Below are 13,429 nucleotides of genomic sequence, written 5' to 3'. Positions count from 1 at the left end.
TGTTCCGCCTTTTTTATCTGTCATAGACACCTAGAACAAACGGCAGGGCTGCAAAACCCTGCCGTTCCGTTTTAACCTGAACCGCAGCGGTTATTTGATCCGCTGACCATTGGCCAGAATAGAGCCGTCGGGGTTCATTTTGATCTTGGATACCAGATGATCCGTGCCATCGCCGCCCGGCACAGTGAACATGCCCGACATCATTTTGATCATTTGTCCCTGTTGTTGCGGCACCAACCCCAGCGCAACCAGTTTGTCCAGCAGTCCAACGCCGCCCTTAAGGTCCATGTTCACCTCCCCCACCGGCATCGGCGGGAAGGTCGCGTTGTTCAGCTTGGCTTCGCCGCTGCCATTCAGGGCGGCACCGGCGATGTTCAGGGTAACGTCGTTTATTTTCACGTGATCCACCTCAACCGGAAACGATTCGGCCTGCGGTGCGCCCAGTGCATCGACCAGCCATTTGATTTGTGCGCTCAGATCAATGTTCAGCTTGGCCGCATCCCGTGGCAGAGCCCCGGTCGGATCGAACATGCCCCAAACCGTGTCGGACAATTCCAGCCCGTCAAACCCCATTTGAAGACGCGCAGGAAGCGGATCGACGACCTTTTTCAACGGCAGTTTCATCTGCGTGGTCAAAGCCTTCATCTGTGCGGTAAAGGGCAGCAGGGGGATGTCCTTCAGCTTGACATCATAGGCCACATCCTGTGCTGTTCCGCCCATGTCAAAGATACCATCCAGCACCGAGAAACTGCCATCGGCACTGCGGGCGCTGGTTTGCACCACCATAGCCGATTGCGGCGCAGCAATATCGGTAGAGCCAATCATCTTGCCCATCTGGTAACTGACCGACAGGTTGCGCGTACCGGCAAACAACTCGTCCAGCGACGCCTCGTTCACCGCATCCATGTCAAAACTGGCGGACAGATTATCGTAACTTCCGGTTGAAGAAATATTTGTCTGGCCGTCAAACAGATCGTACTGCGTTTCCAGATTGGCCGCTTTCATATCGCCCTTGTAGTGGAGCGTCTGCGCACCGGAGCTGACCTGACGGACCACAACATCATTGACGGCCAGTTCCATTGAAAACGGGGGGTCCATGTTGGTCATTGCAACGGCGATCCGGCTGGCGGTAATGTCATGGTTCCGCGCGGCTTTTTCACCGGAAACGATATGGGTGATCCCCTCAGTGCGCACGACAATATCGGCTTGGGATTGCTCCCCCTTGGGGTCGATGGTGATTTTCACCTCCGGCGGATAGCTCAGGGACACTTTCCCGCCGCCCAGTTCCTCTGCCCGCATAAAGTCCAGCGTATAGTGGCCTTCATCCTGGGGCAGACCAACCGTAATATCGCGCCATTCCACAATAGACCCACTGACCTTTTGCGCACCGGGTGACACGGTCATGCCGCCTGCGCGAAGTTCGTCAAAGTATTCGCCCACGACCTCCTGCGCCAGTTCCTGTGCAAACACGGGCGCACCCAGCGCCGTTGAAAGCAGTAAGGCCGAAGAAAAACGCTTGATTGAAAGGGACATGAAGCCTCCTGAAATTTGTGGAAATACGATGCGGGCCACGCCGGTGTTCGGGGGTCTGGACGGTTTTGTATGGAGCACGGGTGTTAGTCTTTCATAGTTCGGAACCGGTTGCAATTTACCCCGACCGGAAGGATGAGTCTGTGCCATTTTACATCGTTTGACCGGCTGTGACAGTCACAGCATACGAATGACATCCCGATCAATCGACAGGGTATAGCCTTTGCGACTGATGTTTTTGACAAGAAGATGAGAAACCAGCTGATTGCCAAGCTGGTCGCGCAGCCGTTTGATCCGTGTGGCACCGGCGGCTTCTTCGCAATCGGCAGCCGTCTTGCCGGAAATCATGGACTCCAGCTCTGCGCCAGTGATGACCTCGTCATCGAGACGCGCCTCGCAGAGAACCGAAAGGGTCTCGCAGATGCTCTCGGTCAGCTCAAACTCCATGTTGTTGATATAGACGACCCGCTCGTCCCGACTGACGATCAGACTGGTGATATGAATGCCGAACTGTTCGATCTCGTCCAGTCTGCGGGACAAACCGTAATTGGTGAACAAAAAGTAAAGCGCCGAGAGCAACAGCGCCGAGGCCAGTAACAGCAGGATAAAAATAATTACCCTGTAGCTTTGCAGTACATCGGCAAACGCCGTGCCGGACTGGGCGAGGATCTCCAGCAGCTTGATCTGCTCTGCGGTGGTCAGCGCGTCGTTCTGTGCAAAAATCTGCGCCACACGGTCATTGAATGCATTGGCATCGGGCAAGGCCATGAACAGCACCACCGCCGTCACGAGGATTAGTAACAGGACCAGCACCGAACCGGACACCACCACGTTGCGGGGTTTCAAGCGGTTCAGCAGGCTTTTCGGTGCGTCATCAGTATCTAAGGAAGTAAGGTCCGGCATTGTCCTGTCTCTGTTGCAGGCCAGCGCGGCCGAATGTGGAAACGATGCGCAGCAGGGTCCAACCGTCCGGTGCAATCCGGCGGCTGACGGTCTGTTCGGCCCGCCGTGGCGACTGGCAGGCGCGGGCGCCCAGCTCAATCACACCATAGTGCAATTCCAGACTGCCCGACACCGATCGTTTCGCTTTGTAATCCGCGAAACACCCGTTTTGCTGTGCGCTCACCGGATGCGCCACGACCAATCCGGCCAGCAGCGCACCCAGTATCCATATATGTAATACGTGTCTCATGCCAAATTCCTGCGCAAAACGCGCGGGTAATACAATAACAAAGCCCGTTTTTAGCGATGTTATCCCATAACACGGCGGTGTTTTTGTCTGACAGCGCGGGGTTTGGCAGGGTTGGACCATGTTGCGATGCATTTCGCATTGCCCGAGCCCTTAAGAGGAAAAAGCCATGTTCCATAAAATGACCCTGACAGGAATTCTCGCCCTTGCCCTTGTTGCAGCGCCGATCACGGCCCCCGCAGCCTTGGCAAAAGACAATATCGACCGTCTGTTGCTGGGGCTGACCGCGCTGGGTGTGATCAGCGTAATCGCCAATGAAGCGAATAAGTCGAACAACCAGCCAATCTATGTGCGCCCCACGCCACAGCCGCGCCCCCATTACCAGCCTCACTACCACGGAAAGACATATTACCACGCGCAGCGGCCGGTGAAACGCCACTTTACCCCACCAGCGAATTGCCTGCGCAAGAAATGGACGCAAAACGGGTGGGTAAAGTTCTACAATCAAGCCTGTGTAAACAAATACCGTCCCGCGGGCAGACACGGCTATCACCGCCGCTAACCCAAGACCAATTCCGTGCAGACAGCGCCCCGTTTCGGGCGCTGTTTTGCGTTCTTCGGCTTGCCAAAATGCCCCGTAAACGGCACCTACGGGGGATGATTGATATAACCATAGAACCCGAACGTCGCCGCAGTCTTGGCGTGAACCGCATCGCTGGTGTTGACGAGGTGGGGCGCGGGCCCTGGGCTGGCCCCGTCACCGCCTGTGCGGTTGTGCTCGACCCGCGGCATATTCCCGAAGGGTTGAACGATTCGAAAAAGCTGACGGCGAAACGGCGGGAGATCCTGTTTGATCAGATCATGGCGCAGGCGGATGTCTCTGTGTTTCACGTGGATGTGGAAGAAATTGACCGGATCAACATTCTGCAAGCCTCTTTGCTGGCCATGCGACGTGCGATTGAAGGGCTGGCGCAGCCGACGGACTTTGCGCTGATTGATGGCAACAAGGTGCCGCAGGGACTGGCCTGCCCGTCTGAAACGCTGGTGAAAGGGGACGGGCGCTGTCTGTCGATTGCAGCAGCGTCCATTGTGGCAAAAGTGACGCGGGACCGGATGATGGTGGCGCTTTCGCAACAGTTTCCCGGCTACGGATGGGAAACAAATGCGGGTTACGGCACAAAAGCCCATATCGCAGGTTTGGAGACCTTGGGCGTGACACAACATCATCGGCGCTCCTTCAAACCGATCCACAACATGTTGTGGTCTGAGGACTGCCCCAAAAACGTCTAATTCTGGCCACAGAATACAATTGACCTCGAATCCGGAATGACTCATTCTAAGGACAACGACGCAAAAAATTGCGCGATGACGAGGCAGAACATGACGAACAGTAAACACACCAACGGTGGGGTCTCCCTACCGCTGAACCAGATATTGTCTGGTGATTGCATCGAAGTAATGGATGCTCTTCCTGAAAATTCAGTAGACCTGATTTTTGCGGATCCCCCCTATAATTTGCAGTTGAAGGGCGAATTGCACCGACCCGACAATTCCAAAGTGGACGCCGTTGACGACCACTGGGATCAATTTGACAGCTTCAAGGTTTATGATGAATTTTCAAGGGATTGGCTCCGCGCTGCGCGCCGTATCCTAAAGCCGAACGGGGCGATCTGGGTGATCGGGTCCTACCATAACATTTTCCGCGTAGGGGCGTGTTTGCAGGATGCGGGCTATTGGATCATGAACGACGTGATCTGGCGCAAATCCAACCCGATGCCCAACTTCCGCGGCATGCGACTGACCAACGCCCACGAGACGATGATCTGGGCCGCGAAGGATGAAAAATCCAAGCCGACCTTCAATTATGAAGCTCTCAAAGCGCTGAACGACGGCGTGCAAATGCGCTCCGACTGGGTGTTGCCGATCTGTAACGGTCACGAGCGTTTGAAAGACGCAGAGGGAAATAAGGCACACCCGACCCAGAAACCGGAAAGCCTGCTGCACCGCGTTCTGATCGGCTCTACCAATGTGGGAGATGTGGTTCTAGATCCGTTCTTTGGCACCGGCACAACCGGCGCTGTGGCAAAGAAACTGGGACGGAATTTTATCGGAATCGAACGGGAAGAAGCCTACCGCGAAGTGGCCGCCCGTCGGATCAAAGACACCCGCAAGTTCGACAAGGAATCGCTGGAGGTCTCGACCTCAAAACGGGCCGCGCCACGGGTGCCTTTCGGGCAATTGGTGGAACGTGGAATGCTCAACCCTGGCGAAAAATTGTATGCGTTGAACGGGCGGCATACGGCCAAAGTTCGCGCCGACGGCACGCTGATCGGAAATGACTGCAAAGGTTCCATCCATCAAGTGGGCGCCGCGCTGGAAGGCGCGCCATCCTGTAACGGCTGGACCTATTGGGGCTTCCGCAAGGAAGGCAAGACCATGCCGATCGACCTTCTCAGAGAACAAATCCGCGCCGAAATGAGCGCTTAAGAGTTTACCGCCGACGCCCGGGGCCGCCCCCGGGCGCGAAGCCTGACTAGCCCTGCCCTTGTGGCAGGGCCTTTTTTGTCGTCAGACAGCAGCCGCATCAAGACCCTGCATTTGCGAAGCTTCATTTAAGAAGCTTCTTATATGAAGCTTCATATATGCAGTATGATGAAGCCGATTATCTAACAATCACAGACACTTGAATAATTGATTGTTTTCGTGCGTTTTAAACGATTCCCGCCAGATTACGGGCGCCACCTTTAGCCGGAAATCTTGGCCTTAAAGGTTAACCAGATCGTTCGCGCCATTGTGCGCAAGGAAAAACGGGACCGCACCAGCGCCGTCATTTCCTGCTCTGACAACCGGCCCAAACGCGCGACGGATTTATCCCAGCGCTCCGGTGAATATCCGGCAATGCGTTTGTTAACCATGAAACCAAAGGTGTAATCCCGCTGGAATTCTTGCCGTGCCGCAACTTCATACCGGCGCAGGGCTTTGTCATCTCCGTTAAGGTAGGCCGTCACTTCGGCCCCCAGCAAACGGCCGTATTCCACCGCGATGCGGATGCCTTCACCGACTGTCGGCGTGGCAAAATTTGCAGCGTCCCCCGTGCGCACAACGTTGCCAAATACCAGTTCGGGATCATAAGGTTCTGAGGGGATAATTCCTGCATTCACCTCATAGTTTTGCGGAATTTCAATCCCGTAGCGGGCCGCCTGCCCTGTGCTTTCAAAGGCTTCCATGACCTGTCTTGGCGTCAGATCGGTGTCGGGATTGATCACTCCGATCCCCAGTCGCAGCCGGTCATTCGGCGTCGGAAAGATCCAGCCATATCCCGTCAGCGCAGATGATCCGACAAACAGAACCGCCCTGTTCGGGGCAAAATCTCCGCGCGGAAATTCGTATTCGATCCCCACGCCGGTCCGCTGCGGCTTCTGCCCCAGTCCCAGACTTTCCAACACGGCACATTGCCAGCCGGAAGCGTCGATCACCATGCGCGACAGGATGCTGAAACTTCCCCGCTCCCGCGAGCGGATTTGCGACAGGAACTGCCCGTCCTCCTGCTCGATACAGCTTAGGAATTTGGCTCCGGTCATCAATTCGCTGCGTTTGTCGTCGGACAGGCTGGCAAGGTGTTTATACACAGCTGTGACGTCCATCACGGCCATTTTATCGTCTTTCACGGCAAAACGGGCTTCAGCGTTATCCGAAAAAAAGTCGAGCTGGTCGATCACGCGGTACATCTGCGACGGGATGTCCAGCGCCTGCATATCCCGTTGCCACGTGCCGCCACTGGTGCGGACCGGCAGGCCGATCTCTGCGTCCTGATGCACCACGATACTGTGCACCTCATCCCCGAGATGGGAGGCAACGGACAGGCCCGCAGGCCCGCCACCGACGATCAGAACGTCACAGGCTATGATGTCAGTCAGCATCTAACCCCAAAAGATCAAAGACTATTTCCGGCACCTCTTCAGGGGCTCCGGCCAGCGCATCTGCTTCGGACTGGCGCAACTCGTCCGGCTCGCCATAGCCCCACAGCGCCCCGACACTCGGGATGTCATTGTTGCGCGCCCCGAAAATGTCGAAACGGCGGTCCCCGATCATGACGGTTTTTGCCGGATCAGCACCGGTTTCATCCAGCGCATGTTTCAGCAGGTCGGTTTTGTCAGAATTAGTCCCGTCCAACTCGGAGCCGAACAGCTGTTCGACATGGGCGTGGATGCCAAAATGTTCGATGATTTCCTGCGCGTAGACATGGGGCTTGCTGGTGGTGATGAACATTTTCGCATCCACCTGATGCAAAGCGTCGAACATTTCCCCGACTCCGTCATAGACATCCGCCAGATACATGGCCTCATCGGTATAAAACGCGCGGTAGAAATCTACCGCCTGATCCAGATCCGCTCCGGGGCCGAGCAAGACGTCAAAGCTGTTCCACAGGGGCGGCCCGATACACCATGTCAGATCGTTGGCGTGGGGAATGTCTTCCATCCCCATTTCGCCAAGCGCGTGCTGTATGGCTTGGGTGATGCCCTCTTTAGGGTCAATCAGTGTCCCGTCGAGGTCGAAGAAGAGTGTAAGCATGATAACCCGCTGCTGGTCCTGTCGCCGCTGTTATCGGTAAATTCACCGCGAATTGCCAGCCTATACCGCAGACATGCGTCAAAGACCCCGCGTGCGGCGCATGGGTGTGCCGCCGGATCAGTCGTAAAACGGGGTGACTTGCGCAACAACAACCGAATTTTCATCGAGCGCCCGTTGCATCAAGCCTTCTTCGTCTTCGCTGATGTCATGGCCCTCTGCGCGGCGTTCCGCCAGCGTGCCATAGCCCGACACATCCAAAGGCGCCATATCCGCCTGTTTCAGAATCGCCACGGTTTCGCGCACCGCTTCGGCTTCGTCGATCCCGCTGGCAAAACACATCAGCGCTGCGCCGGTTGCGTTCTTTGGCAGGCCATCGCCATCGCTGCGGCCGACTTCGACCAAGAGCGTGAAGACTTGTTGTTTGGAGTCAGGTTTTGCCACAGGGAATGCCTTTGCTGGCGCACCACACAGGGGCAGTGCGCCGTTTTAGTGGTGCCGGTCGCTTAGTCGCGCAGCAACTCGTTGATCGAGGTTTTGGAGCGCGTTTGCGCATCCACCCGTTTCACGATCACGGCACAGTAGAGGTTCACACCGTTTTTCGATGGCATGGAACCGGACACCACAACCGAACCGGAGGGCACCTCGCCGTACATCACTTCGCCGGTTTCGCGGTCCACGATCTTGGTGGACTGGCCGATAAACACGCCCATGCCCAGAACCGAACCTTCGCGCACGATACAGCCTTCGACCACTTCGGAGCGGGCCCCGATAAAGCAGTTGTCTTCGATGATGGTCGGGCCGGCCTGCATGGGTTCCAAAACACCACCGATGCCGACACCACCCGACAGGTGGACGTTTTTACCGATCTGCGCGCAGCTTCCCACAGTGGCCCAAGTGTCAACCATCGTGCCGCTATCCACATACGCGCCGAGGTTCACAAAAGAGGGCATCAGCACCACGCCCGGTGCCACATAAGCGGATTTACGAACGATACAGTTGGGCACCGCGCGAAAGCCGGCTTCCTTCCACTGTGCATCGTCCCAGCCTTTGAACTTGCTGTCCACTTTGTCCCACCAGCCAGCGCCTTGCGGCCCGCCGGACTGCTGTTCCATGTCCTTCAGGCGAAAGCCCAGCAGAACAGCCTTTTTTGCCCATTGGTTTACATGCCAGTCACCGCTGTCCTGACGCTCTGCAACCCGCAGCTTGCCGCTGTCCAGCGCGTTCAGCGTTGACTCGATCGCATCGCGGGTTTCGCCCGTGGTGGCCGGTGTGATCGCGTCACGATCTTCCCAAGCGGCTTCGATGGCGGATTCAAGCTGTGCATTAGACATATCGGTTTTCCGTTCTGATGGTCTGAAGTTCCAAGGCGCTATAGCCCTAAAGCGCCCGTCGCGCAATCACCCGAAGGGGTCTTCGGACAAGTTGCTGCCGCACAACAGCACAGCTACCTTCTCTCCCGGTGCGGGCTTATAGGCGCCGCACATCAACGCTGACAGGGCCGTCGCGCCAGCAGGTTCGACCAACTGGCGGGTTTCCTGCCAAATCGCCCTCTGTGCTTTCAGGATTGCATCATCAGGTACGAGCACAGATTCAACCTGCGTTTCCTGTGCCAGATCAAAACAGATCTGGCCGATTTTTCCCGCGCCCAGCGCATTGGCTGCAACACCGCTCACCTCCACCTGCGTCGGTTCTCCGGCAGTCAACGCGGCATTCAGTGTCGGGGCAAGCACAGGTTCCACGGCTACGATTTTCCGCCGCTCGCCAAGCCATGCCATCGCCCCGCCAATCAGACCGCCGCCGCCGACAGCGATCAGCACCGTGTCTGCATCCAACCCCTGTTCTTCCCACTCCAGCGCCACGGTCCCCTGCCCTGCCACAGTCGGACCGGCATCATAGGCGTGCACCTGCATCGCGCCGGTTTCAGCCTCGTAAGCCTGCGCCGCAGTCAGCGCGTTGGCATATACGCCGCCGACCACTTCCAGATCCGCACCGCAGCGTTCGATCAGGCCGATTTTCGCGGGGCCTGCCAGTTCCGGCACAAAAATCTTTGCGCGGTGGCCCAGTTTCTGCGCAGCATAGGCCACAGCCGCGCCGTGGTTGCCCCCCGATGCTGCCACCAGCCCCGCTGCCGGCACATCCAGCGACAGCAGCGTGTTAAACGCGCCCCGCGCCTTGAAGCTGCCGGTATGTTGCACTTGCTCCAGTTTCAGCGAGACCGGATAGCCAAGCCCGAAGCCGTCTATTTCCAGCACCGGCGTGCGCAGCACATGAGGAGCAACCCGCTGATAGGCTGCGGTTATTTCTGTTTTCCAATTCATAAGTCCAGTCTTCCCGATTTCTTGACCTGACACGGAGATTGCAAAAGGCTAGACGAGAGGCAATGCTGGTGCAACACAGAACCAAGAGGCTTTATCAATGGCACGAAAACAGAATACATTTCCAAACGCCGAAGACGACATTACCAGAGCAGCCGGTGTTCCCGACACGCCACAAACCCGTTCTCCCGCCTATCGACTGGCGTTTGCCGACGATGATTTTCTGTGCCGCGATGAATTGCGGGCAACGCGCATCCAGCTTGAAATGCTTAAACCCGAACTGATCCTTGCAGAGAAAGGGATCGAAAGCACCGTTGTAATGTTTGGCGGCGCACGCATTCCCGAACCGTCCCGCAAGGATGAAGCCCGCACCGAAACGCTGGCCGAACTGTCAAAATACTACGACCAAGCCCGCGAGTTTGCCCGTTTGATGACGATCAAATCAATGGAAAGCTACGGGCGTGAAGATGTGATCGTGACCGGCGGCGGACCGGGTGTAATGGAAGCAGGCAACCGCGGTGCGGCGGATGCGGGCGGTGCCTCTATGTCGCTGAACATCGTGCTGCCCCATGAACAGGCACCGAACGAATATTGCACGCCGGACCTTTGTTTCAACTTCCACTATTTCGCCACCCGCAAGATACATTTCTTGATGCGCGCCAAGGCGATCACGGTGTTTCCGGGCGGTTTTGGAACGCTGGACGAGTTGTTCGAGACCCTGACACTGATCCAGACCGGACGCATGGGTCGGATGCCGGTTCTGCTATTCGGTGAGGATTTCTGGCGCAAGATCATCAACTGGGAGGCGCTGGCAGATGCGGGCACGATCTCGGCAGAGGATATAAAACTGTTCCATTTTGTGGAAACCGCCGCACAGGCTGTTCAGATCATTGAGGATTTCAAGGACATCGTCGAGCCTCTGGACGAACCGCTGATTGATTCAACTTTACCGGAACAATCCGTCAGCTAACGCTCGCGCGGATAAAATAAAAGGGGCGCAATCTAAAATTGCGCCCCCGTGGTGCGAAACGGATCGCTGTCAATTGCTTTGCAGGACCGTCATGCACTGCTTGGGCAAATCAGCCATTGTGTAATCCCGCGCCCCCCGTTTGCGCGGCGTCTTTTTCGCAGACTTCTTCTTTTTCTGCGTCACTTTCTTTGGCGGATTGAGATAATCCGTCACCCACCAGTTCAGCGTTGCATCACACCCGTCACCGCCCTTGGACAGCGCTTTGACCGTGGGGGTCTGGTTGATACAGCCAGCCTGACCGCGCGGGCATTTCAGACGCACGTGGAAATGGGTGTTATGGCCATAAAGCGGACGAACCTTTTGCAACCACTTCCGGTTGCCTCGGGTATTGTTACACATCCAGATTTTCGCCGGAGCGGTGATGAAAATACGGTCCACACGGGGGTCTTCGGCAGCCCGTTTGATAATATTGGCGTGTTGCTGGGTCCAGTTGCTGTTGACGCTGCGCTGGTCGCCAGAGCGCACATTGGTTGAGGACAGACGCTCCCGTTCGGACCGGCTGAGGTTCAGACGCACCGCGCGATAAAGCCAGATATCCGCATCCAGCCCCAGTTGGTGGGACTGGTGCCCTGACAGCATCGGACCGCCCCGCGCCTGTGAAATATCCCCGAAATACAGCCCCGACCACCCCGGTTGGGTAGCTGCATATGCGCTCAGATCTTTGAGAAACTGGATCGTCTCGGGATGGCCCCAATGCCGGTTCCTGCTAAGCCGCATGGCCTGCCATGTCGGGCCGGTTTCGGGCAATTTCACGCCGCCGGCCAGACACCCTTTGGCATAGGTGCCAATGGCGGCGGGTTTATGGCGGGAAGGCCCCCCCTTCGATCCGAAAAGCTGGTTCGCCTTGGTGCCGGAGGTCGATTTGCGAATGATCTGCGTTTCGGCAACAGGCGCTATACCAACCCCGTCCCGCACTGTTTTCCCTGTCTGCGCCAGTACCGGAAAGCCCAAGGCACAGGCCAGCACAGCAACACCCCCCACGACAGAAAATCGCATTCGTCTACTCCTTTGATGTCTTAACCCACTTCAACATGATCAGTCCGATGCCGAACAATAGTATAATTGGTAGTGAAATTCCAAACCGCTGGCTACCTGTGGCAAGCACACAAATGCCGATCAGCATCGGCGCGATGAAGGTTGTGGCGCGACCGGACAGGGCATAAAGGCCAAATGCCTCGGTCAGCCGGTCGTCCTTAACCTGATGCACCAGCAACGTCCGGGAGGCCGCCTGAATGGTGCCACCCGCCGCGCCGATAGAGGCACCGCAGATCATGAACAGGATGTCGGGCAGGCTGCTGCCCGCCGCCAGTTCCACGCCAAACACCGCCGTGCGTCCGGTTCCTGCAATCAGGACACAGACGCCGATCAGGATGGAAATCGAAAGGACTACAACGAATTTCGGCCCCATCCATTTGTCAAGATACCCGCCAAGCCAGCTGAACAACGCGCCCGCTGCGATTGAGACGATCCCGTAAACCCCAAGCTGGCCGATCTCCCAGCCAAGCACCCCCGTGGCGTAGATTCCCCCGAAGGAATACAGACCGTTCAACGCGTCACGATAAAACATGGAAGACCCCAGATACATGGCAAAGCTGCCACGCTGGGGCAGGCTGCGAATGGTGTTCCACAACCCGCGCAACGCTTGCCCGACAGCGCCAACCGCCCGTTTGCGCCGCGTAACATCTGGCACCCAAAAGAAAAACGGCAAGATAAAAATAAAATACCAGAGCGCGGTTAAAGGGCCGAGCGCACGTTTGTCCTCTCCCATATTCGGGTCAAGCCCGAGGATCGGCTCCATGCCGGTGATGGTTTTACCTTCTGACAAGACGACAACAAACAGGATCACAAGGATCAGCGCGAAGAAACCGCCAAGATAGCCAAAGGCCCAGCCGCTGCCCGAAATGCGGCCCAGATCATCCTTATCCCCTAAAGTCGGTAAGATTCCGTTTACAAATATCTGCGATAACTCAACCCCGATAAGCCCGATCGCAAAGGAGATCAGAACCCAGAATACCGTCTCCATCTGGGGCACGGCGAACCACAGCCCCGATGCCCCGACGATGTAAAACACTGAAAATAATAGAATCCACGGCTTGCGCGGGCCGGTGGTATCGGAAATTGCGCCTAAAATTGGTGCTGCGATGGCAATGATTATACCTGTCACGGTAAGCATCAGGCTCCAATAGGCGGTGCCTGTCTCTTTGTCGATCGCGACGAAATCGGTGAAATACGGCGCAAAAAAGAATGTGATCAGCAAAGTGTGATAAGGCTGTGCTGCCCAATCATAAAAGAACCAGCCCCAGACAGATTTTTTTGAGGGTACGGTGGCCATTGGGTGGTTCCTTAATGAATTGGTCTTTGCCAGAGTAGAACCCGTTTCCGCAAAGCCGTGCAAGGACTAACGCCGTTTCAGGCCGACTTCGCGGTAACGCCGTCGTAACCCCGCTGCACCATCTTGCGTTGGAGCCTTGCAGACACTAGGTCTCTTAGAAAGCAAAATGGGAATACAGATGACCACTCTCGGACTTATCCTTCTCGCCATTCTGAACGTTGCATGGTGGATTTTGATCGCGCATATCGTGATCGGCTGGCTGGTGAACTTTCAGGTTCTGAACATGCGTCAACCGATTGTCGCACAGATCTACTTTGGCCTGAATCGCATATTGGAACCGATCTACGAACCAATCCGCCGCTTTCTGCCACCAACCGGAGGTCTGGATTTCTCTCCGATCATTGTGTTTTTGGGCATTGTCGTGCTGCGGATCATTATCACGCAGAACATGATCTACTGAT

15 protein-coding genes are annotated in these 13,429 nt (G+C 56.5%); 5 read left to right on the top strand and 10 right to left on the bottom strand.

Annotation, left to right across the window (positions count from 1 at the left end):
* Positions 1-90 precede the first annotated feature (90 nt).
* The 3 genes from BFV97_RS01715 to BFV97_RS01705 form a co-directional block, all read right to left on the bottom strand.
* Positions 91-1,533: a DUF2125 domain-containing protein gene (locus BFV97_RS01715; protein WP_069298579.1), complete on the bottom strand. Its 1,443-nt coding sequence runs from the start codon at positions 1,531-1,533 to the stop codon at positions 91-93.
* Between the two features lie 174 nt (positions 1,534-1,707).
* A complete protein-coding gene (locus BFV97_RS01710) occupies positions 1,708-2,433 on the bottom strand; it encodes a winged helix-turn-helix domain-containing protein (protein ID WP_083225491.1) in 726 nt (241 codons plus the stop codon).
* Positions 2,405-2,722 (bottom strand): hypothetical protein, encoded by a 318-nt coding sequence (locus BFV97_RS01705; protein ID WP_069298578.1) that lies wholly within the window; start codon positions 2,720-2,722, stop codon positions 2,405-2,407. Before BFV97_RS01705 ends, BFV97_RS01710 begins: the two co-directional genes overlap by 29 nt.
* 166 nt (positions 2,723-2,888) lie before the next feature.
* Between BFV97_RS01705 and BFV97_RS01700 the strand changes: the two genes are divergently transcribed.
* The 3 genes from BFV97_RS01700 (at position 2,889) to BFV97_RS01690 (ending at position 5,206) form a co-directional block, all read left to right on the top strand.
* Positions 2,889-3,281, top strand: coding sequence for a hypothetical protein (locus BFV97_RS01700; RefSeq protein ID WP_069298577.1), 393 nt, complete (start codon positions 2,889-2,891; stop codon positions 3,279-3,281).
* Positions 3,282-3,376: 95 nt separating this feature from the next.
* Entirely contained in the window at positions 3,377-4,009 is a 633-nt protein-coding gene (locus tag BFV97_RS01695; protein ID WP_069298576.1) for a ribonuclease HII, read from the top strand.
* Positions 4,010-4,099: 90 nt separating this feature from the next.
* The gene (locus BFV97_RS01690; protein WP_069299032.1) at positions 4,100-5,206 is read left to right on the top strand and encodes a site-specific DNA-methyltransferase; all 1,107 of its coding nucleotides are present in this window, start codon (positions 4,100-4,102) and stop codon (positions 5,204-5,206) included.
* A 257-nt stretch (positions 5,207-5,463) separates the two neighbouring features.
* On the opposite strand, the gene BFV97_RS01685 is transcribed toward BFV97_RS01690, so the two are convergent.
* The 5 genes from BFV97_RS01685 to BFV97_RS01665 form a co-directional block, all read right to left on the bottom strand.
* Entirely contained in the window at positions 5,464-6,639 is a 1,176-nt protein-coding gene (locus BFV97_RS01685) for an FAD-dependent monooxygenase (RefSeq protein WP_069298575.1), read from the bottom strand.
* The gene (locus tag BFV97_RS01680) at positions 6,629-7,291 is read right to left on the bottom strand and encodes an HAD hydrolase-like protein (protein ID WP_069298574.1); all 663 of its coding nucleotides are present in this window, start codon (positions 7,289-7,291) and stop codon (positions 6,629-6,631) included. Before BFV97_RS01680 ends, BFV97_RS01685 begins: the two co-directional genes overlap by 11 nt.
* A 117-nt stretch (positions 7,292-7,408) precedes the next feature.
* Complete coding sequence (locus BFV97_RS01675; protein ID WP_069298573.1) at positions 7,409-7,732, bottom strand: hypothetical protein; 324 nt, start codon at positions 7,730-7,732, stop codon at positions 7,409-7,411.
* A gap of 62 nt (positions 7,733-7,794) precedes the next feature.
* On the bottom strand, positions 7,795-8,622 hold the full coding sequence (gene dapD / locus BFV97_RS01670; protein WP_069298572.1) for a 2,3,4,5-tetrahydropyridine-2,6-dicarboxylate N-succinyltransferase: 828 nt from the start codon (positions 8,620-8,622) through the stop codon (positions 7,795-7,797).
* A gap of 66 nt (positions 8,623-8,688) precedes the next feature.
* Positions 8,689-9,609: a threonine/serine dehydratase gene (locus tag BFV97_RS01665; protein ID WP_069298571.1), complete on the bottom strand. Its 921-nt coding sequence runs from the start codon at positions 9,607-9,609 to the stop codon at positions 8,689-8,691.
* A gap of 97 nt (positions 9,610-9,706) precedes the next feature.
* On the opposite strand from BFV97_RS01665, the gene BFV97_RS01660 reads away from it, so the two are divergent.
* Complete coding sequence (locus BFV97_RS01660) at positions 9,707-10,576, top strand: LOG family protein (RefSeq protein ID WP_069298570.1); 870 nt, start codon at positions 9,707-9,709, stop codon at positions 10,574-10,576.
* 69 nt (positions 10,577-10,645) lie between these two features.
* On the opposite strand, the gene mepA is transcribed toward BFV97_RS01660, so the two are convergent.
* A complete protein-coding gene (gene mepA / locus BFV97_RS01655) occupies positions 10,646-11,632 on the bottom strand; it encodes a penicillin-insensitive murein endopeptidase (RefSeq protein ID WP_083225452.1) in 987 nt (328 codons plus the stop codon).
* Positions 11,633-11,636: 4 nt separating this feature from the next.
* Complete coding sequence (locus tag BFV97_RS01650) at positions 11,637-12,968, bottom strand: MFS transporter (protein WP_069298569.1); 1,332 nt, start codon at positions 12,966-12,968, stop codon at positions 11,637-11,639.
* A 178-nt stretch (positions 12,969-13,146) separates the two neighbouring features.
* Here BFV97_RS01650 and BFV97_RS01645 point away from each other — a divergent pair, with 178 nt between their 5' ends.
* Positions 13,147-13,428 carry a YggT family protein gene (locus BFV97_RS01645; RefSeq protein ID WP_069298568.1) on the top strand — a complete coding sequence of 94 codons (282 nt, stop codon included), beginning with the start codon at positions 13,147-13,149 and terminating at the stop codon, positions 13,426-13,428.
* Position 13,429: the final 1 nt, after the last annotated feature.

Origin of the sequence: Neptunicoccus sediminis, from assembly GCF_001719615.1 — a bacterium.
GTDB lineage: Bacteria > Pseudomonadota > Alphaproteobacteria > Rhodobacterales > Rhodobacteraceae > Amylibacter > Amylibacter sediminis.
The sequence above is the reverse complement of the archived record's forward strand: the minus strand, read 5'-3'. Positions and strand labels throughout refer to the sequence as shown.

Coding starts and splice junctions, on each gene's coding strand:
- BFV97_RS01715 (WP_069298579.1), bottom strand. CDS start 1,533: ATGTCCCTTTCAATCAAGCGTTTTTCTTCGGCCTTACTGCTTTCAACG.
- BFV97_RS01710 (WP_083225491.1), bottom strand. CDS start 2,433: ATGCCGGACCTTACTTCCTTAGATACTGATGACGCACCGAAAAGCCTG.
- BFV97_RS01705 (WP_069298578.1), bottom strand. CDS start 2,722: ATGAGACACGTATTACATATATGGATACTGGGTGCGCTGCTGGCCGGA.
- BFV97_RS01700 (WP_069298577.1), top strand. CDS start 2,889: ATGTTCCATAAAATGACCCTGACAGGAATTCTCGCCCTTGCCCTTGTT.
- BFV97_RS01695 (WP_069298576.1), top strand. CDS start 3,377: ATGATTGATATAACCATAGAACCCGAACGTCGCCGCAGTCTTGGCGTG.
- BFV97_RS01690 (WP_069299032.1), top strand. CDS start 4,100: ATGACGAACAGTAAACACACCAACGGTGGGGTCTCCCTACCGCTGAAC.
- BFV97_RS01685 (WP_069298575.1), bottom strand. CDS start 6,639: ATGCTGACTGACATCATAGCCTGTGACGTTCTGATCGTCGGTGGCGGG.
- BFV97_RS01680 (WP_069298574.1), bottom strand. CDS start 7,291: ATGCTTACACTCTTCTTCGACCTCGACGGGACACTGATTGACCCTAAA.
- dapD (WP_069298572.1), bottom strand. CDS start 8,622: ATGTCTAATGCACAGCTTGAATCCGCCATCGAAGCCGCTTGGGAAGAT.
- BFV97_RS01665 (WP_069298571.1), bottom strand. CDS start 9,609: ATGAATTGGAAAACAGAAATAACCGCAGCCTATCAGCGGGTTGCTCCT.
- BFV97_RS01660 (WP_069298570.1), top strand. CDS start 9,707: ATGGCACGAAAACAGAATACATTTCCAAACGCCGAAGACGACATTACC.
- mepA (WP_083225452.1), bottom strand. CDS start 11,632: ATGCGATTTTCTGTCGTGGGGGGTGTTGCTGTGCTGGCCTGTGCCTTG.
- BFV97_RS01650 (WP_069298569.1), bottom strand. CDS start 12,968: ATGGCCACCGTACCCTCAAAAAAATCTGTCTGGGGCTGGTTCTTTTAT.
- BFV97_RS01645 (WP_069298568.1), top strand. CDS start 13,147: ATGACCACTCTCGGACTTATCCTTCTCGCCATTCTGAACGTTGCATGG.